Raw genomic sequence first — 18,132 nt, 5'->3', positions numbered from 1 at the left:
GTCGGCACGGCGTCCTCCCCCATGTGAAGCCTCCCTGCGAGGCGGACGGAGCGTACAGTCGCGCCTGCGGTGAGTGCTAGACATTGACAGAGGCGAGATCAACAACTAGCGGGCGAGCCGCTGCCGCTCCAATTGCACGAATGATGCGAGCCGGTATTGCCGGATTTGCGCCACGATCCTCCGTCACGCGCAGGCCAAGGAACTGGGGCAGGGACGCCAGCCACCGTCGTGCATGGATTCGGCGTATCCGGCTGCGAACACCAAGGCTCATGCGGGTTGGCTTTCTCACAACCAAGCCTCCGGCTGGAGCGACGATGCCGGCCTAGGGACCTGACCCCTTAGAGGGCGAGATGCGTTGATTTCACCCATATCGATTCGCCGCCGGACGATCCTTGGACTCGGCTTCGCTACCGCGATCAGCCTTGCCGGCTGCCGGGAGGAGCCGCCCGCCGCGCGGGGCGACTCTCGGGAGCGCGCCCTCACCCAGCCTTGCCTCAACGCATGACACAAACGGCCTATGCTTGATCTGGTATCAGCGCCATTCGGCAATCCGTGCGGGAGACCACATGAGCCGTGACTTCCTGACCACCGCTACCTGGTGCAAGAGCAGCCGCAGCCTGAACGAAAATGCCCAGTGCGTCGAAGTCGCTCTGGATAGGCACGCCGTCGGCATCCGTGACTCCAAAGACCCGTCCGGCCCCTCCCTGGTCGCGACCGCCGCGGCGTGGACGGCACTCCTCGGCGGGGTCAAGGACGCGAAACTGCGGCCCTGATTCGTCCTACACGACTCATACCAAGGTCATTGGTCGTCGTGTCTTGCCCGGGAGATCGGGGACGCGGCGGCTGGTGAACCGCTGGCGCGCGGTGACGGTGGACCGAGATGGTACGCGTCGTTCGCCACGAGGTTCCCGAACGCTCCCGCCCATGCCCAGCACCGTGCGCGGGTGCCGCAGATCGGGCATCGCCCGTGCCGCTGTTCATGCTCGGCCAGAATCCGCCACCAGCGGTCCGGTAGTTCGGCGGCGGGTGCACTCACCGGGCTCCACTCAGGTTCGCGCGAATCGCCGCGACCGAGACCTCTGCTTCGAAGCACCATCCGCCGGCACAATCCGGCACGGGGCCAGAGCACGTGTGCCCTCGCATCCGCACCATGCCGCCGACCGCCTGTTGGCCCACGACCACCGCCCACACCAGCTCGTCGCGGTTGGTGGGATTGGGGGTGATCTCCCATGCCAGCAGGTGAAGCAGGGTGCCCGCAGGTACATGAAGGCTGTCGGTCATGCTCGGCTCCGGGGGCAGGAGTGACATCACCCAAGACGGCAGAGAGTTTCCGGTGGAAACCCGCTGTGTCAGGTGGGCTGACACGTCGAGCATGGCCGATATGCTGCCCATACGGCAGGCGTGCGTCGTGTGCACACGCTCCTGCACACGCTAGGAGCCGACCATGGACGCTTTCGGGAGGCTGCTCCGGCAGCATCGGGAGAGCGCCGGACTGTCCCTGCGACAGCTCGGCGCCATCATCCATTTCCAGTACAGCCACATCGCCCAGGTGGAGCGCGGTGACCGCCGCCCAACCGAGGCCCTGGCCACGGCCTGCGACCGGGCCCTAGACGCCGACGGGGCGCTCGTCGAGGCGTACCGGAGTGAGCGGGTCGGTGCCTCCGACCTGCACCGACGCACCATGTTGCGGGCCATGACGGCGTTGGCCGCCGCCCCCGCCGTCGCGCCCCTGGCGGGGTTGGAGGCTCTTCGCCACGGCCTTGGCGACGCGGCGACTCCCGATCATGACGAGTGGGAGCAGATCGCGGTCGACTACGGTCACGGCTACTACCGGCAACCCCGTCCCGCGTTGATGGCCCAGCTGACGGCCGATCTGACGGTGCTGCAGCACCAGATCGCCGCTGACCCCGGTGCGCGTCGTCCTGGTCTCCTGCAGGCTGCCGCACGCCTGTCCGTCGTCGTCGCGTTGAGCCTTGTCGCCTCGGGCCAGATCGTGATGGGTCGGCGTTGGTGGCAGACGGCCCGTCGGGTCGCCGACCAATCCGGGGACAGCGAAACCCGGGTGTTGGTGCGGGCGTGGGACGTGGTGAACGGTTGCTACGACGGACGTCCACCATCGGCGGTCGTCGCCCTGTCCGACGACGTGCTGCCGCTGCTGCGCCGACAAGCCACGTCGGCGGTGTGCGGATTACTCGCCGGCCGGGCCCAGGCACTCTCGTTGGCCGGACGGCATGCGGAGGCGGTGACAGCGGTGCGACAACTCGTCGACGTCGCTCAGCGATTGCCAGCCGCAGTCGTGAGCGATGTGGAGTCGCTGTGGGGATGGCCGGAGCATCGGATCCACCACACCGAATCGTGGGTCTACACGCATGCGGACCGGCTGGGCGACGCTGAAGCCGCGCAGCGGCAGGCCCGCCACCTGTATCCGGCATCGCAGGCGCGGCTACGTGCGCAGGTGCAACTGCATGAGGCTGCCCGGCTGATTCGGGGCGGGTACATCCCCGACGGGTTGCGGCACGCGGCAGACACCCTTGACGCGCTCCCGGTCGACCTGCACAACAACTCGCTTCGCTCGGTGGCCGCTCAGGTCGCGGATGCGGTACCCACAGTGGAACGGTCCCGAACCGCGTTCATTGATCTCGCCGACCGGATCCGGGCCTAGGCTCTGCTGCCATGCCCGTCACGTACACCATGCATGACAGCGAATCGGCCGCGGCCGTACTCCCGGCGCTCGTGGGTCTGTACGCGGTCGTCTACGCGGAGCCGCCGTACGTCGAGGGACCGGATCAGGTGGCCGCGTTCGCCGCCGCCCTGCCTGCTGAGACGAGGCGCCCTGGGTTCACCCTCGTGGTGGCGGACGACGCGGGGGAACTGGTCGGTGCGGCGTACGGTTCGACGATGGCTGCCGGGCGTTGGTGGACGCGTGCCACCGCCGAGCCGCCCGCCGATCTCCGCGCCGTCGACAAGTTCGCGGTCATGGAATGGATCGTGCGTCCCGGCCGGCGGGGTGAGGGCGTCGGCGCGCAGCTTATGTACCGGCTCCTCGACGGGCGGGCCGAGCGGTGGGCGACTCTCGCGTCCAACCCGGCCGCGCCGGCCCGCGACATCTACCAGCGCGCGGGTTGGCGGCAGGTCGGCGGGTCGGCGATGCCCGACGGCACACCCACGCACCTGCTGGTCCTGCCGCTACCCGCTCCGCCCGTCGGCGCGCCCTAACCGTGGCAATGTTGGACAGTTTTCGTTAGTAGCTAACGGAAACTGTCCAAGATCTCGTTGGGGGTCAGTGGCCGCCGGACTGCCCCTCGGGTGAGCGGCGGGGCGTGGGGATCGAGCGGACGGCGTACTCCTGCACGGCCGCCGCGTGGTCGGCCTCCTCCAGGATCCAGTCCGCGCTGCCGGGCGCGTGCCGGCGGGTCAGGACCCCCTGCACGGTGTCCACCATCGTGGCGACGCCGGCCCGGGGCCGGCTGCGCCAGAGCTGCTCACCCTCGGCGGTGATGCGGAACCACCCGTCGGCGACGGTGACCAGGCCCGCGCCGACCAGCCGCTGGACCGCGGCCTCCACCTCGTGTCGTTCGGGAATCGCGTGGTTGAGATGGTCGGCGGTGGACAGCACGTCGGTCAGACGTACGCCCTCCGGCCGGCGGCTGGTCGCGGAACGGCGGTGCCGTCCGGCGCCGCTCGCGATGACCAACGACACGAAGATCCATGCGTCGCTCCAGCGCCAACCGTTCTCCCCCATGCAGTGATGATGACGGCGAGCGACGCGGAAGGGAACACCCACCCTCCAACGAGCCCACTTCCACCAGCGCGGCGTGCCGGTCCGTGAACGGTCGGTGAACGTTCAGGCGGCCGGGGCACGCGACGGGTCACCGGCGGTGACCGCCGACTCGTCCTCAGCGTCGGCCTTGGCCGGGGGCACCGCGACGAGCGGGATGAAGAACTGCGCCAGCGGACCGATGGCCAGCGCGTACGCGACGGTACCCACGCCGACCGTGCCGCCGAGCAGCCAGCCCAGCGCGAGCACGGTGACCTCGATGACGGTACGCACCAGTCGCACCGAGAAGCGGGGCCGACGGGCGACGAAGCCGGTCATCAGCCCGTCGCGTGGGCCCGGACCCAGGCGGGCGCCGAGATAGAGCGCGGTGGCGGCGCCGTTGGCGACGATCCCGGTGATCAACAGGGCGATGCGGACGCCGAGGGGACCACCGGCGGGCAGCAGGGCCAGAGTGGCGTCCACCACGAGGCCGACCACCACCACGTTGCTGACGGTGCCGAGGCCGGGCCGCTGTCGCAGCGGAATCCAGAGCAGCAGCACCAGGGCGCCGACACCGATGGTGACCGTGCCGAAGGAGAGCCCGGTCAGCTCGGACAGCCCCTGGTGGAAGACGTCCCAGGGGTCCAGGCCCAGCTGGGAGCGGACCATCAGGGCCATGCTGACCCCGTAGAGGACGAGCCCGGCGTAGAGCTGGCTGAGCCGTCGTACCGGCCGCTCCCGCAGATTGCCAATCAGTGCCATGCATGCCACCCTAGGTGCCAATCCTCCCGGAGGAAGAGGCCAATATCCGAGGAGTGGTCATGACTGGTCAGGTGCGAGGGGTCCAATTAGCGCGCCTGCTGGGGCAGTGGCACGCCCTGCCGGGCCGTCGCCGCAGCCCCGACTACGCGGCGCTCGCCGGTGCGGTACGCGGGCTGCTCGCCGACGCCCGGCTTCCCCTGGGCGTGCGGCTGCCGGCGGAACGTGAGCTGGCCGAGGCGCTGCGGATCAGCCGTACCACGGTCACCGCCGCGTACCGGGAGCTGCGTGAGACCGGCCACCTGGCCAGCCGGCGGGGCGCCGGCAGTTGGACGATGCTGCCGGGCAACCACCGGGTCGCCAGCACCGGCCTGTGGACCCCACTGGACGACCGGGACATGATCGACCTCGGCGTCGCCGCGTTGGCGGCCCCGCCGCAACTGCTCGGGGCTGCCCGGGCCGCCGTCGAGGACCTGCCCCGCTACCTGGGCGGCGCCGGCTACCACCCGACCGGCATCGGTGAGCTGCGCGAGGCGGTGGCCGCCGGTTACACCGCGCGCGGGCTACCCACCTCGGCCGACCAGATCATGGTCACCAGCGGCACCCAGCACGCCCTGGACCTGGTGCTGCGCCTCGCCCTGGCCCCCGGCGGGAACGTGCTGGTCGAGTCACCGACCTACCCCAACGCGCTCGCCGCGCTGGCCGGCCGGCGGGCCCGGATCGCCACGCACGGTCTGTCCGCCGACGCCGGCGGCTGGGAGCCCGACCTGTTGCTGGGCAGCCTGCGGCAGACCCGCCCCAAGTTGGCGTACCTGATCCCGGAGTTCCAGAACCCGACCGGCCACCTGATGCCCGCCGCGTTGCGCGAGCGGGTGGTCGCCGCCGCCCACGCCGTGGGCACCGATCTCATCGTCGACGAGTCCTTCGTGGACCTCCCGCTGGACGGCGTCGAGCTGCCCCCGCCCACGGCCACGTTCGACCGGCACTCCCGGGTGGTCAGCATCGGAGGGATGAGTAAGCCCTACTGGGGTGGTCTGCGGATCGGCTGGGTCCGCGCCTCCGCGCCGCAGGTGCAGCGGCTGGCGGCGGTCCGGGTCGGCGTCGACATGTCCAGCCCGGTGCTCGACCAGTTGGTCGCGGTGCGCCTGCTCGCCGACGCGGCGGCCATCGTCGCCGACCGTCGGGCGCAGCTCGCCGCCCAGCGCGACGCGTTGCTCGGCGCGCTGGCGCACCGACTACCGGACTGGCGGGTGACCGTGCCGCGCGGCGGCGTGACCCTCTGGGCCGAGCTGGACGGCCCGGTCTCCAGCGCGCTCGCGCGGGCCGCCGAGGAGGTCGGCGTACGGCTCGCGCCCGGGCCGAGGTTCGGTCTGGACGGCACCCTGGAACGCTTCCTGCGGTTGCCGTTCACCCTGCCGGCCGCCGAGCTGGTGGAGGCCGTGGAGCGGATCGCCACGGTCCGCTACGACCTGGACCGCAGCGGCCGGCAGCGGTGGCCGGAGCCGTCGGTCATCGCCTGAGCGGACCGAGGACGCCGGTGGCCCCACACCCGGGCGGGTGCGGGGCCACGACGACACGTTCCTAGAGCTCGGCGAGGGAGCCGGCGTACATCTTGTCGATCTCGGCGGCGAAGTTGCTCTCCACGCCCCGTCGCTTGATCTTCAACGACGGGGTGACCTCGCCGTCCTCGATGGTCAGGTCACGCGGCAGGATCGCCACCTTCTTGATCGTCTCCCAGCGGTTCAGCTTGGCGTTGAGCTGGGCGACGTACTCCTCGACCATCGCCTGCGCCTCCGGCGAGGCGACGATCTCGGTGTAGTCGCGGCCCTCCAGCGGGCCGCCGGCCACCCAGCCGCGGATGGCGTCCGCGTCGAGCGTGACGAGCATCGTGCAGAAGTTGCGGGCCTGCCCGATCACGACCGCCTGCGAGGTGTACGGGCAGATGGCCTTGAACATGCCCTCGATGTGCGACGGCGCGATGTACTTGCCGCCCGAGGTCTTGACCAGGTCCTTCTTGCGGTCGGTGATCCGCAGGTAGCCCTGCTCGTCGAGCGTGCCGATGTCGCCGGTGCGGAAGAAGCCGTCCTCGGTGAACGCGGCGGCGGTCTCCTCGGGCAGGTTGTGGTAGCCGCGCATCACCGGGCGACCCCGCACGAGGATCTCGCCGTCGGTGTCGACCCGGCACTCCAGGTCGCCCATCGCCCTCCCGACCGTGCCGATGCGCAGCCCGTCCGGTGGGTTGACGAAGTTGCCGGCGCTGGTCTCGGTGAGGCCGTAGCCCTCCGAGATCGGCAGGTTGGCCGCGGCGAAGAAGGTGGCGATCTCCGGGCTGAGCGGCGCGGCGCCGGAGACCAGCACCCGCATCCGGCCGCCCAGGCGGGCCTGGAGCTTGCTGAACACCAGCTTCTCGGCCAGCCCGTAGCGCAGCTTGAGCCCGGCCGGCACCGGCTTGCCGGCCTGCTCCAGCGCGACCTTCTCCTTACCGACCTGGACACCCCAGGCGAAGATCTTCGCCTTCGCGCCGCCGGCGCCCTGCGCGGTGGTGACCGCCCGGTTGTAGACCTTCTCGAAGACGCGGGGGGCGCCACACATCAGCGTCGGGCGGATCACCGCGAGCAGGTCGACCAGCTTCTCCACCCGCCCGTCCACGTACGTCGGCAGGCCGACGTGGATCGCGCCGCAGAGCAGCGTCTTGCCGAACGAGTGCGCCAGCGGCAGCCACAGGTACTGCAGGTCGTCGTCGCGCAGCAGCCCGCCGTCGGCCTGCGCCACCGCCTCCCAGCACCACCCACCGTGCAACAGTTCGACACCCTTGGGCTGGCCGGTGGTGCCGGAGGTGTAGATCAGCGTGGCCAGGTGGTCGGGGCCGATGCCGGCCACGAGCATGTCGATCAGATCGGGTTCGGCGGCCAGCGCCCGGCTGCCCCGCTCTTCCAGCTCGGTGAGGGTGAGCTGGGGGATCGCGGCGTTCGGGTCGGGGGCGCCGTCGAAGAGCACCACGTGGGTCAGCGCCGGCAGCTCCGCTCCGGCAATCTTGGCCGCCTGCGCCGGGTTCTCCGCGAAGAGGACCCGCGAGCCGGAGTCGGCGATGATGTACGTCGCGTCCGCCGGCTCGGTGGTCGGGTAGACGGTGGTGGTCGCCCCGCCGGCGCACATGATGCCCAGGTCGGCGACCACCCAGTCCAGTCGCGTGTTGGCGAGGATCGCGACCGGGTTCTCCTGGCCGACGCCGAGCGCGTGCAGGCCGGCGGCGACGGCCTTGGCGCGCTGGCCGACCTGCGCCCAGGTCAACCAGTTGGGCCCCGAGTCGTCAGGGGTCGGGGACGCGAACGCGTGCCGGTCGGGGGTGGCCGCCACGCGCTTGAGGAACATGTCCGGGATGGAACGGTACGGTACATCGAGAGCCATCGCTGTAGCCGCCTTCGGGGGTGGCGACGTGACGGTCGTCACGTCATAGTGGTTACCGAAGAGTATTGCCTGATACCGGGCATCGGCTAGTGCCGGTGATCGTCCGGCGACCCTGCCGCGCCGACCGGCGCCCTGAATCAGGCGTAGCGGGCAGCCACGACCGACCAGTCGTAGGTGGCCCGGACCCAGTTGCGCCGCGTGGCCAGCGGCGAGCGCAACGCCGCGACACCGCTCGCCAGCAGGCCCTCCTCCGCCGCCTGGTACGCCGCCAACCCCCGGTTGAAGCGTTCCGCGGCGGCCCGTAACGCGCCCGCCTCGTCGAGGCCGCTCTCCTGGGCGATGACCGTCACCAGGTTGTGCGCGTCCGGGCCGGACCGGCTCTCCTTGCCGTACGAGAAGAGGTCGTTGCACCAGCACACCAGGTCCACCGCCAGCAGGTCCAGGGCGGTCAGCGCCGGATCGGCCCGCCGCGCCGGCCCGGGTGGCTGCTCCGACGCGAGGTCGGTCAGGGTGAGACAGGGGTGTACGCCGCCGATGTGCCGACGCAGTTGGACGTACTCCGTGACCCCCGGTACCCGGCGGCGCTCCCGGTTGCTGGCCTCCCAGAGCAGCGCCAGCAGGTACTGGCGGACCTGGCTGACGAACCGCAGCAGCATCGGCGCCCGGCCCTCGGCCCGGGTCCGGCGGCACAGGTCGTGCAGCGCGGCGCCCAGCGGGCCGGCCTCCGGCGGTGGTACGGCGCGCGGGTCGCCGGCCCGGTCCAACACGTTGAGCAGGGCGGCGATGACCGGCGCCAGCCGGCTCGGATCGGCCCCGAGGCCGTCCTCGTCGCAGGCGTCGTCCATGACGAACAGCCAGGAGATCAGGTCGGTGAGGAGTCGCAGCCCCCGTGCCGGCCCGTCCGGGCAGGCTCGGCCCGCCAGGCCGGCGGCGTCCGCCCGTTGCAGTCGATGAATTTGACCGGAGTTGACCAGGCCGAAAGCGCGCGCCCAATCGACGCTCTCGTTGGCTACCAGATCTGTGGACTTGTGGCGCCCCGCCGTGAAGGAGGGTTCCCGTAGCGCCGAGATTGCGAAACTTCGCATCGTGTGCCCCCACATCGTGCCGCCCCGGCGCGGAACGGCGCGGTGAAGCGTACGGGAGGAGGTATCGGTATGCATCGTTGGGACTGGGGCATTCGTCCGACGTTGCTGTGACCGATTAGGCGCAGAAAGTCACATGCCCAGGCTGGCGTTGCGCAGCTGCCGCGCGGACGACGCCGGGCCGTCCAGCTGGACCCTGGCCACCCGCTGCCGTCCGGACAGGAACAGGGCCAACTCGGCCGGGGCACCCACCAGGCGCAGTCGTTCGCCGCCACGGCCGACGGAGACCTCGCCGTACCCCGGCGCCTGCACGTAGAGGTCCGCCGGGAAGCGCCGCAGCGTCAGCCGGGCCATCGGTGCGGCCCGCTTCCACAGGGTGGCCTGCAGGCCACGCGGCAACTCACGCGGCTGCCATCCCCCGACGGCCCGCCGAACGTCCTCGTGGTGGATGAAGAACTCCATGGTGTTGACCAGCTCGTCGGTCAGCGGGTTGCTGACCGGGCTCCACACCGGTGGCCGGCGTACCTTCGCCACCAGCTCCGGGTAGGGCCCGGCGGCGAGCCGGCGGCGGACCCGTTCGGCGTACCCCCGCAGAGGCGGCAGCAGGATCCCGCCGGCGGCGTCCAGACGGCGCTCGCGCAGCACCAGGTGCGCGGCGAGGTCGCGCGTCGCCCAGCCCTCGTTGATCGTCGGTGCGTCGGGCCCGAGGGCCAGGAGGAGATCGGCCAGCGTCTCGCGCTCGGCTCGGGCGTACCGCGACATGGGCCGATCGTAGGCCCGGACCCTGGCGGCCGCGCGGCGAGCGGGACCGGGTCGTACCGCTGGCGCGGGCGTGGAATACGTGATGGTCGACATATCCCGTCCGGGTCGGCGGCGCAGGCCCGCACCGGTAAGGATGAGGTAGATAATTGTGGCTTACGGCGGGGGAGAGCGTGGCGAGCAGGACAAGCCGGGACGTGCTCGGCAGAGGGCTGGGGGTGCTGCGGCAGGCGATCCGCGAGCAGCCACGGATCTTCACGGTCGCCGTGGTCGGCAGCGTGCTGTTCGGCTCGATGGTCATCGTGAGCGCGTACGTGGTGGGCGCGGTCGTCGGCGACGTGGTGGTGCCGGCGATCGCCCGGGGCGAGGTCGGCGTCGGCGCGCTGGTGCTGGCGGCGGTGGCCCTCTTCGGGATCAGCGTGCTGCGGGTGGTCGGCATCTTCGGCCGCCGGCTCGGCGCCGGTTACATGCAGTACCGGCTCCAGGCCGCCTACCGCCGCCGGGTCACCCGCCGCTACCTGGACCTGCCGCTGTCCTGGCACCACCGCAACGCCACCGGCACGCTGCTGTCCAACGCCAACTCCGACGTGGAGGCGGCCTGGTATCCGATCGCCCCGCTGCCCTTCGCGGTGGGCACGCTGGTGATGCTGGTCGGCGCGATCGTCTCGCTGTTCGCCACCGACTGGGCCCTGGCCCTGGTCGGCCTCGCGGTGTTCCCCGCGCTGTTCGCGCTCAACGTGGTCTACTCCCGCCGGATGGCGCCCCGCCAGGCCCGCGCGCAGCGGTTGCGCGCCGAGGTCAGCGGCATCGCGCACGAGAGCTTCGACGGCGCGCTGGTGGTCAAGACCATGGGCCGCGAGGCGCAGGAGACCGCCCGGTTCGCCGGCCGCGCCGGTGAGCTGCGCGACGCCCTCATCGCGGTCGGCCGGCTGCGGGGCGTCTTCGACCCGCTGCTGGAGACACTGCCCAGCCTCGGCACCCTGGCCGTCCTGGTGGTCGGGGCGTTCCGGCTGCGCCAGGGCGCGATCAGCGTCACCGAGCTGGTCAGCGTCGCCTTCCTCTTCACCGTGCTGGCCTTCCCGGTACGGGCCATCGGCTGGGTGCTCGCCGAGCTGCCGCGCAGCGTCGCGGGCTGGGACCGGGTGCGCCGGGTCCTCGACGCCACCGGCGAGATGCCGTACGGACAGCGGGTGCTCGACCCGGCCACCCCGGGCCCGGCCAGCCTCACCTTCACCGACGTGCACTTCTCCTATCCGCCCGCCGAGGCTCACCAGCCCGGCGCGCAGGTGCTCGGCGAGGTCGGCTTCACCGTCCCGGCGGGCCGCACGGTCGCCCTGGTCGGGCCGACCGGCGCGGGCAAGTCCACCATCGCCTCGTTGGCCGTACGCCTGGTCGACCCGGACTCGGGCACCGTCACCCTGGACGACGTGGACACGCGCGACCTGACCGCCGCGTCGCTGGCCGGCACGGTCGCGCTCGTGGCGCAGGTGCCGTTCGTCTTCGACGACACCGTACGGGCCAACATCGCCCTGGACCGGCCGGGCATCGACGACGAGGTCGTGTGGGCGGCACTGCGCCTGGCCGAGGCGGACGGTTTCGTCGCGGCGCTGCCCGACGGGCTGGACACGATGGTCGGCGAGCGGGGCACCTCGCTCTCCGGCGGGCAGCGGCAGCGGCTCACCCTGGCCCGCGCCCTCGCCGGGCGGCCACGCCTGCTGGTGCTCGACGACGCGACGAGCGCCGTGGACCCGCGCGTGGAGGCGGCCATCCTCGCCGGCCTGCGCTCCTCGGCCGGCGAGCCGGGGGTTCCCGCCGCGTCGATCCTCGTCGTGGCGTACCGCCGGGCCACCATCGCCCTCGCCGACGAGGTCATCTACGTCGAGCAGGGGCGGGTGATCGCGCGGGGCACGCACACCGAGCTGCTGGCCACCGTGCCCGGGTACGTGGACCTGGTCACCGCCTACGAGCAGGCGGAGGTCGACCGCGCGCAGGAGCGCGCGTACGACGACGAGGTGGCGCCGCTCCCGTCGGGCCTGGAGATCGAGGTGGACCATTGAGTACGACGGTGACGACCGACGAGCGCGACGAGCGGCCGGAGACGACCTGGCGGACGTTGCGGCGGGGGCTGGCCCTCTCGCCCGAGCTGCGGACCGGGCTGGCCGCCACCCTGGCCCTGGCGCTGGTCTACATGGTGGGCCGGGTGGCCGTTCCGGTGGCGGTGCAGCAGGGCATCGACCGAGGCATCGTCGGCGGCCTGAGGCTGGACGTCGTCTGGTGGGTGGTGGCGGTCACCGCGGCGATCCTCGTGGTCACCACGGCCTGCGGCTACCTGATGATGCGCCGGCTGTTCACGGTCAGCGAGACCGCGTTGGCGAACGTGCGGACGCGGGCGTTCCGGCACGTGCACGACCTGTCGATGCTGCACCAGCAGTCGGAGCGCCGCGGCTCGCTGGTCTCGCGGGTGACCAGCGACGTCGACCAGATCACCCAGTTCCTCCAGTGGGGCGGGGTGATCCTGCTGGTCAACCTGGGCCAGCTCGTGGTGACGACGGCCGTCATGCTGGCGTACTCCTGGCAGTTGACCCTGGTGGTGCTGGTGGCGTTCCTGCCGGCGGTGCTCGTCATCCGGCAGTTGCAGCGCCGACTCGGCGCGGCGTACGCGACGGTGCGCCAGCGCACCGGCGCGCTGCTGGGCGCGATCGGCGAGAGCGTCGTGGGCGCGCCGGTGATCCGGGCGTACGGCATCGCGGGGCGTACCGAGCGGCGGCTGGACGAGGCCATCGACGCGCAGCGCATGGCGCAGCAGCGGGCCATCCGGATCAGCATCGTGGGCAGCTCGGTCGGTGAGTTGGCGGCCGGGTTGGCGCTGGCCGGCGTGGTGGTGCTCGGGGTGACGCTGGGCGTGGACGGCACGCTGTCGATCGGTCAGCTGACCGCGTTCCTCTTCCTGGTGACGCTGTTCATCCAGCCGGTGCAGATCGCCACCGAGGTGCTCAACGAGGCGCAGAACGCGATCGCGGGCTGGCGCCGGGTGCTGGACGTGCTGGACGTCGCCCCGGACGTCGCGGATCCCGGGGAGCAGGGCCGGGACCTGCCGATCGGTCCGTTGGACATCCGGTTCTCGGGCGTACGGTTCGCCTATCCCGGCGGCCCGCCGGTGCTGCACGACATCGACCTGGAGATCCCGGCGAAGAGCCGGGTGGCGGTGGTCGGCGAGACGGGCAGCGGCAAGACGACCTTCGCGAAGCTGCTGACCCGACTGATGGATCCGTCGGCGGGGGCGGTGCTGCTGTCCGGGGTGCCGCTGGCGCAGGTGCGCTTCGACTCGCTGCGCGCCCGGGTGGTGATGGTGCCGCAGGACGGGTTCCTCTTCGACGCGACGGTGGGGGACAACGTGCGGTTCGCCCGGCCGGAGTTGACCGACGAGGAGCTGGGGGCCGCCTTCACGGAGTTGGGCCTGGCGGACTGGTTGGACGGTCTGCCCGCCGGCCTCAACACCCCGGTCGGGGAGCGCGGCGAGGCGCTGAGCGTGGGGGAGCGGCAGCTCGTCGCGCTGGCCCGCGCGTACGTGGCCGACCCCGACCTGCTGGTGCTGGACGAGGCGACCAGCGCGGTGGATCCGGCGACCGAGGTGCGCTTGCAGCGCACCCTGGACGCGGTCACGCGGGGGCGTACGACCCTCGCCATCGCGCACCGGCTCTCCACCGCCCAGGCCGCCGACGAGGTCATCGTGGTGGACCGGGGGCGCGTCGTGCAGCGTGGCCCGCACGACGAGTTGGTGCGCGACGCCGACTCGGTCTACGGGCTGCTGTACGCCTCCTGGCTGGAGCAGACCAGGTAACGGGTCGATGTCCATGGCATCGGCTGGTGGACGCGGTGGTGCTGGTGCTCTACGCTCCGGTTAGGTAAGGCTAACCTTTGAAGGAGGTTGCGCCATGCGGCCCAGCCCCGCCGAGATCGTCCGTACCCTCGTCGCCGGTCGCCTGCCCGGCCTCGTCCACCTGGCTCGCCGCCCGGGTCCGCACCACGCCCGGCACGTGACCGACCCCGACGGCCGCGTGTTGCTGCTGGTGCCGGTGGCCAGCCACCTGGGCGCCGCGCTACAGCCCGCCGCCGGGGGCGACGACGTCGCGGTGGTCCTGGACGTCCTCGACCTGCCGCCCGCGGCCGGCGCTCCCGGGCTCGGGCGGGCCTGGGTCTCCGGCTGGGCCGCCGAACTGCACGACGACGAGGCACGCCGCGCCGCGGTCGACTTCGCGGCCGTCGAGCCGACCGGCGACCTGCTCGACGTCGGCGCCCGGTTCCGGCTGTTCCGCTTCGAGGTGGCCGAGGTCCGCTGGGAGCGGGCCGGCGTCGTGCACCGGATCGACCCGGTGGAGTACGCCGAGGCGGAGCCGGATCCGGTGCACCCCTTCGAGGCCCTGCTGCTCGCCGACTTCGCCCAGCGCGAGCCCGCCGCCGTCACCGACTACCTGTGCCGGCAGCTCGGCCTGACCGAAGAGGCCCCGGACGGCCCGCCGCGCGTGGTGCGGGTCGACCGCTACGGGCTGGTGGTCGCTCTCGGACGCCCCGGCGCACGGCGGCGCGTCCGGCTGGCGTTCCCGTGCCCGCTCACCGGCCCCGACGAGCTGGGCCGGCTGCTCCCGCCGCTGCGCCGCCCCGCCGACGTGCACCCGCCCCGCTGACCGCGCCCGGCCCTAGATCGGCAGCGACCCGGTGAGGTACCGCTGGACGCTGGGGCCGATGGTGGCGACCAGGAGCTCCGGATCGGCCGACGCGACCGGCTCCAGCCGTACCACGTGCCGGATCATGGCGAGGCCGATGAGCTGGGTGGCGACCAGCGAGCCGCGCAGCGGGACCTCGGCCGGGTCGACGTCGAGCTGGTCGAGCACCCGGCGCAACACCTGCGTGGTGACGAACTCCCGCAGCAGCCGAGCGGTCCACTCGCTGCTGAGCACCGAGCGCACCAGCGCCACTCCGGCGCTGCCGGCCGGTGAGTCCCAGATGCCGATGAAGGTCCGTACCAGCCGCTCGCCGACGCCGTCCTGGTCACCGGCGAGCACCGCCGGCAGCAGCTCGGCGGGGTCCACGGGGAAGTTCATCGCGGCCCGGAAGAGCTGGTCCTTCGTGCCGAAGTAGTGGTGCACCAGAGCCGGGTCCACCCCGGCGGTGGCGGCGATGGCGCGGATCGGGGCGGCGTCGAAACCCCGTTCGGCGAACGTCGCCCGCGCCGCGTCGAGGATCGCCTCCCGGGTGTCCGGGTTGCCGGGTCGCCGGCCGGTACGCCGCGTCATCGCCGCCCCTCGTTCGTCCGCTGACGCCGCCGGCCTCCCGGCGGCGGGTGGCGACCCGCCCCGCGCGGGTCGCCGCCGGTCGGTCAGCCGGTGCGCCGACGCAGGGTCGCCGCCGCGAGCACCAGCGCCAACACCACCGCGCCGAACACCACGCCCACGTCCCGCCACATGGTCGCGGTCGGCTCGGCGTGGGCGCCGACCTCCTGCAACGCCTCGATGGCGTACGTCAGGGGCAGGGCACCGCTGAGGCCCTGGAGCCAGCCGGCCATCTCGTCCCGGGCCACGAACAGCCCACACAGCAGGAGCTGCGGGATCACCACGACCGGGAGGAACTGTACTGCCTGGAACTCGGTGCGGGCGAAGGCGCTGCACAGCAGGCCGAGGGCGACCCCGAGCACCGCGTCGAGCACCGCGATCCCGATCACCAGACCGCTGCTGCCGAGAGTCCGCAGATCGAAGACCCAGTACGCCAGACCGGCCGCCAACGTGGCCTGCACGGCGGCGGCCAGCCCGAACGCGATGCCGTACCCGAAGAGCAGGTCGAGCTTGCCCAGCGGGGTGGTGAGCAGCCGCTCCAGGGTGCCGGACGTGCGCTCGCGCAGCATCGCGATACTGGTCACGAGAAACATGATCACGAAGGGGAAGGTTCCCAGCATCACCAGCGCGACCCGGTCGAACACCGACGGCTGCCCCAGCGGTGTCGGCTTGTCGGCGTACATGTAGTAGACCAGCGTGAGCAGGACGGTCGGCACCACCACGAGCAGCGCGATCGTCCGCCGGTCGTGCCGGAGCTGGCGCAGGACGCGGCCGATGGTGGCCGCCAGGATCCGCACGTTCATGAGTTCTCCCGCCCGGCTGACGCCTTCGTCTCGCCGGCCCGGATCAGCCGCAGGAACGCCTCGTCGAGGTCGTCCACACCGGCGGCGGCCCGGATCGCGTCCGGGCTGTCGTCGGCGATCAGCCGGCCCTCGCGGATCAGCAGCAGCCGGTCGCAGCGGGCCGCCTCGTCCATCACGTGACTGGACACCAGCAGGGTGGTGCCGGCGGCGGCCATGGCGTGGAACCGGGCCCACAGGTCGGCCCGCAGCACCGGGTCCTGACCGACGGTCGGCTCGTCGAGGATGACCAGCTCCGGGTCGCCGACCAGGGCGCAGGCCAGCGAGGCCCGACTGCGCTGGCCGCCGGAGAGCGTGGCGACCAGCTGGCCGGCCGCCTGGGCCAGCCCGACGGCGCTCACCGCCTCGTCCGCCTCGGCCCGCCCACGTCCGTACAGGGCCGCGAAGTAGCGGGCGTTCTCCCGCACGGTCAGGTCGGCGTAGACGCTCGGCGCCTGCGTGAGGTAGCCCACCCGGTGCCGCAGCGCCGGGGCCCCCGCCGGCTGGCCCAGCACGGTCACCGTCCCCGAGGTGACCACCTGCACGCCGACCACGGCGCGCATGAACGTGGTCTTGCCGCTGCCGCTGGGCCCCAGCAGACCGGTGACGGCGCCCCGTGGAACGGCGCAGGTGATGCCGTCCAGCACCCGCCGCCCGCCCCGATCGACCACCAGGTCGTGGACGCCTATCGCGTCGTCCATCGCGCACCTCCAAGAAACTCATCGCTCGTTGAATTCCAACGCTAGAGGGGAGTGTGCGGCCCGCGCAACGGCCGGCCTGTCCTCTGGTGCCCGCCCTCGCGCCCAGCGTGACAACGGGCAGTAGGCTTCGGACCGGACAGCAAGTCCGGCAACGGGCATTGCGTGCCGATCGGACGTACGGCACGATGACGCCGTGGGTCACGCTCCGTTACCGCACAGCGGATTTCTCGAGGACTGGGCCGCGCGGTTGCGGGACGCCGCCGAACGGCCGGTCGTCGGCATCCTGCTGCGCGGCAGTCACGCCCGGCGGGCGGCCACCGCGCACAGCGACGTCGACCTCGACGTGCTGGTCGGTGGCTCGCCGTACGCCGCCCGTCGCGCGTACCTGGCCGAAACCGCCGGTCGGGTCACCCACGTCTCGGTGGCGGCGCGGGACGTTCGGTCCTGGGTGCACCGGCTGGGTGAGCCGGCCGACTGGGCATTCGGACTGCCGGTCACCGCGCCGGCCCGGCTGCTCTGGGCGGACCCGCACTGGCGGCCCCGGATCGACCTGCCGGTGCTCTGCCAACCGGCCGAGCCGCCCCGGCTGGAGGAGCTGATCGCCCTGCTCGGCAAGGCCGCTGCCGCCCGCGCCGCCACCGACCGCCTGGGGGTCCGGCTCGCCGTGGCGGACCTGGCCCGGATCTGCCCGTCGGTGCTGCGCCCGGCGAACCCGTCGGTGCGGGTGTCGTCCCGCCGCGCGGCGTTCGCGGCGGCCCTGGAGTTGCCGGTCGCGCCGGTCGGCTACCGCGAGGACATGCTCCTCTGCCTCGGCCTGCGCCCGGGCGCCACCGGCCAGCTCTGGGCCGCCGCCGTGCGGCTGGTCGCCGGCACCGTGGCGCTGATCCGCCCGTACGCCGGGGAGATCGCCGAATCCTCCGGACCCGACCTGGCCGAGGCCCTGGTCGACGGCCGCCTCGACCGTTACGTGGCCCAGCTCGCGCGGCCCGTGGCCCACCGGCCGAACCCTCGGCGGGAGCCGTCGCCGGTGCCCAGCCCACGTGCGGGACAATGGGCAACTGTGCCCGTACCTGACGCGCCGGTGACCGGCGTCCCCAGCGAACCGAGCGGCCCGGTGGCCTCGACGCCGGTCCGTCCGTCCCGGCTCGATCCGGCCATCGCGGCCCAGTTGCGCCGCAACGCCGACGGCCTGGTCGCCGCCGTGGTACGCGCGCACGACTCCGGCGACGTGCTGATGGTCGCCTGGATGGACGACGAGGCGTTGCACCGCACCCTCACCACCGGCCGGGCCACCTACTGGTCCCGCAGCCGCCGCGAATACTGGGTCAAGGGCGCCACCTCCGGGCACCACCAGTACGTGCGCTCGGTGGCCCTGGACTGTGACGGCGACGCCCTGCTGGTGAGCGTCGACCAGGTCGGCGCGGCCTGCCACACCGGGCACCGGACGTGCTTCTTCACCGAGCTGCCGATCACCGCGCCGGACGCCCGGTGAGCACG

At 72.4% G+C, this 18,132-nt stretch carries 17 protein-coding genes and 1 pseudogene; 9 read left to right on the top strand and 9 right to left on the bottom strand.

Annotated elements, in window-relative coordinates:
- Positions 1 to 566 precede the first annotated feature (566 nt).
- Positions 567 to 773, top strand: a complete 207-nt coding sequence (locus tag AB0J36_RS15380) for a DUF397 domain-containing protein (RefSeq protein WP_357394892.1) — start codon at positions 567 to 569, stop codon at positions 771 to 773.
- A 259-nt stretch (positions 774 to 1,032) separates the two neighbouring features.
- Here the strand turns inward: AB0J36_RS15380 and AB0J36_RS15375 are convergent, their stop codons facing one another.
- On the bottom strand, positions 1,033 to 1,281 hold the full coding sequence (locus tag AB0J36_RS15375; protein ID WP_357394890.1) for a hypothetical protein: 249 nt from the start codon (positions 1,279 to 1,281) through the stop codon (positions 1,033 to 1,035).
- A gap of 163 nt (positions 1,282 to 1,444) precedes the next feature.
- Here AB0J36_RS15375 and AB0J36_RS15370 point away from each other — a divergent pair, with 163 nt between their 5' ends.
- Entirely contained in the window at positions 1,445 to 2,662 is a 1,218-nt protein-coding gene (locus AB0J36_RS15370; RefSeq protein ID WP_363660753.1) for a helix-turn-helix transcriptional regulator, read from the top strand.
- Positions 2,663 to 2,673: 11 nt separating this feature from the next.
- Positions 2,674 to 3,216, top strand: a complete 543-nt coding sequence (locus tag AB0J36_RS15365; protein ID WP_363660752.1) for a GNAT family N-acetyltransferase — start codon at positions 2,674 to 2,676, stop codon at positions 3,214 to 3,216.
- Positions 3,217 to 3,280: 64 nt separating this feature from the next.
- On the opposite strand, the gene AB0J36_RS15360 is transcribed toward AB0J36_RS15365, so the two are convergent.
- Together AB0J36_RS15360 and AB0J36_RS15355 are read right to left on the bottom strand one after the other, a co-directional pair.
- Complete coding sequence (locus AB0J36_RS15360; protein ID WP_357170740.1) at positions 3,281 to 3,742, bottom strand: hypothetical protein; 462 nt, start codon at positions 3,740 to 3,742, stop codon at positions 3,281 to 3,283.
- Between the two features lie 102 nt (positions 3,743 to 3,844).
- The gene (locus tag AB0J36_RS15355) at positions 3,845 to 4,519 is read right to left on the bottom strand and encodes a hypothetical protein (RefSeq protein WP_357170742.1); all 675 of its coding nucleotides are present in this window, start codon (positions 4,517 to 4,519) and stop codon (positions 3,845 to 3,847) included.
- A 59-nt stretch (positions 4,520 to 4,578) separates the two neighbouring features.
- On the opposite strand from AB0J36_RS15355, the gene AB0J36_RS15350 reads away from it, so the two are divergent.
- Positions 4,579 to 6,036: a PLP-dependent aminotransferase family protein gene (locus AB0J36_RS15350; RefSeq protein WP_357127047.1), complete on the top strand. Its 1,458-nt coding sequence runs from the start codon at positions 4,579 to 4,581 to the stop codon at positions 6,034 to 6,036.
- A gap of 61 nt (positions 6,037 to 6,097) precedes the next feature.
- Here the strand turns inward: AB0J36_RS15350 and AB0J36_RS15345 are convergent, their stop codons facing one another.
- The 3 genes from AB0J36_RS15345 to AB0J36_RS15335 form a co-directional block, all read right to left on the bottom strand.
- Positions 6,098 to 7,924: a long-chain fatty acid--CoA ligase gene (locus tag AB0J36_RS15345; protein ID WP_357127050.1), complete on the bottom strand. Its 1,827-nt coding sequence runs from the start codon at positions 7,922 to 7,924 to the stop codon at positions 6,098 to 6,100.
- 137 nt (positions 7,925 to 8,061) lie between these two features.
- Positions 8,062 to 9,009: a terpene synthase gene (locus tag AB0J36_RS15340; protein ID WP_357127053.1), complete on the bottom strand. Its 948-nt coding sequence runs from the start codon at positions 9,007 to 9,009 to the stop codon at positions 8,062 to 8,064.
- A 129-nt stretch (positions 9,010 to 9,138) separates the two neighbouring features.
- Positions 9,139 to 9,768: a TIGR03085 family metal-binding protein gene (locus AB0J36_RS15335; protein ID WP_357127055.1), complete on the bottom strand. Its 630-nt coding sequence runs from the start codon at positions 9,766 to 9,768 to the stop codon at positions 9,139 to 9,141.
- 170 nt (positions 9,769 to 9,938) lie between these two features.
- Between AB0J36_RS15335 and AB0J36_RS15330 the strand changes: the two genes are divergently transcribed.
- The 3 genes from AB0J36_RS15330 to AB0J36_RS15320 all read left to right on the top strand — a co-directional run bounded on the left by AB0J36_RS15330 (position 9,939) and on the right by AB0J36_RS15320 (position 14,450).
- Entirely contained in the window at positions 9,939 to 11,822 is a 1,884-nt protein-coding gene (locus AB0J36_RS15330) for an ABC transporter ATP-binding protein (protein ID WP_357127058.1), read from the top strand.
- 8 nt (positions 11,823 to 11,830) lie between these two features.
- The gene (locus AB0J36_RS15325; protein ID WP_357127336.1) at positions 11,831 to 13,606 is read left to right on the top strand and encodes an ABC transporter ATP-binding protein; all 1,776 of its coding nucleotides are present in this window, start codon (positions 11,831 to 11,833) and stop codon (positions 13,604 to 13,606) included.
- A gap of 94 nt (positions 13,607 to 13,700) precedes the next feature.
- Positions 13,701 to 14,450 (top strand): DUF2470 domain-containing protein, encoded by a 750-nt coding sequence (locus AB0J36_RS15320; RefSeq protein ID WP_357170746.1) that lies wholly within the window; start codon positions 13,701 to 13,703, stop codon positions 14,448 to 14,450.
- A 12-nt stretch (positions 14,451 to 14,462) separates the two neighbouring features.
- Here the strand turns inward: AB0J36_RS15320 and AB0J36_RS15315 are convergent, their stop codons facing one another.
- The 3 genes from AB0J36_RS15315 to AB0J36_RS15305 all read right to left on the bottom strand — a co-directional run bounded on the left by AB0J36_RS15315 (position 14,463) and on the right by AB0J36_RS15305 (position 16,635).
- Positions 14,463 to 15,059, bottom strand: coding sequence for a TetR family transcriptional regulator (locus tag AB0J36_RS15315; RefSeq protein ID WP_357170748.1), 597 nt, complete (start codon positions 15,057 to 15,059; stop codon positions 14,463 to 14,465).
- Between the two features lie 83 nt (positions 15,060 to 15,142).
- On the bottom strand, positions 15,143 to 15,898 hold the full coding sequence (locus AB0J36_RS15310) for an ABC transporter permease (RefSeq protein WP_357127067.1): 756 nt from the start codon (positions 15,896 to 15,898) through the stop codon (positions 15,143 to 15,145).
- A complete protein-coding gene (locus tag AB0J36_RS15305; RefSeq protein WP_357127070.1) occupies positions 15,895 to 16,635 on the bottom strand; it encodes an ABC transporter ATP-binding protein in 741 nt (246 codons plus the stop codon). The genes AB0J36_RS15310 and AB0J36_RS15305 overlap by 4 nt, the downstream gene beginning before the upstream one ends.
- Before the next feature lie 193 nt (positions 16,636 to 16,828).
- Between AB0J36_RS15305 and AB0J36_RS15300 the strand changes: the two are divergent.
- Both AB0J36_RS15300 and hisI read left to right on the top strand, forming a co-directional pair.
- Positions 16,829 to 17,515 (top strand): annotated as a pseudogene (locus AB0J36_RS15300) (phosphoribosyl-AMP cyclohydrolase); the annotation flags it as partial.
- 180 nt (positions 17,516 to 17,695) lie between these two features.
- The gene (gene hisI / locus AB0J36_RS15295) at positions 17,696 to 18,127 is read left to right on the top strand and encodes a phosphoribosyl-AMP cyclohydrolase (protein ID WP_363660754.1); all 432 of its coding nucleotides are present in this window, start codon (positions 17,696 to 17,698) and stop codon (positions 18,125 to 18,127) included.
- Positions 18,128 to 18,132: the final 5 nt, after the last annotated feature.

It is taken from the genome of Micromonospora sp. NPDC049662 (assembly GCF_040675055.1).
Lineage (GTDB): Bacteria > Actinomycetota > Actinomycetes > Mycobacteriales > Micromonosporaceae > Micromonospora.
This window is presented reverse-complemented; position numbering and strand designations above follow the sequence as displayed.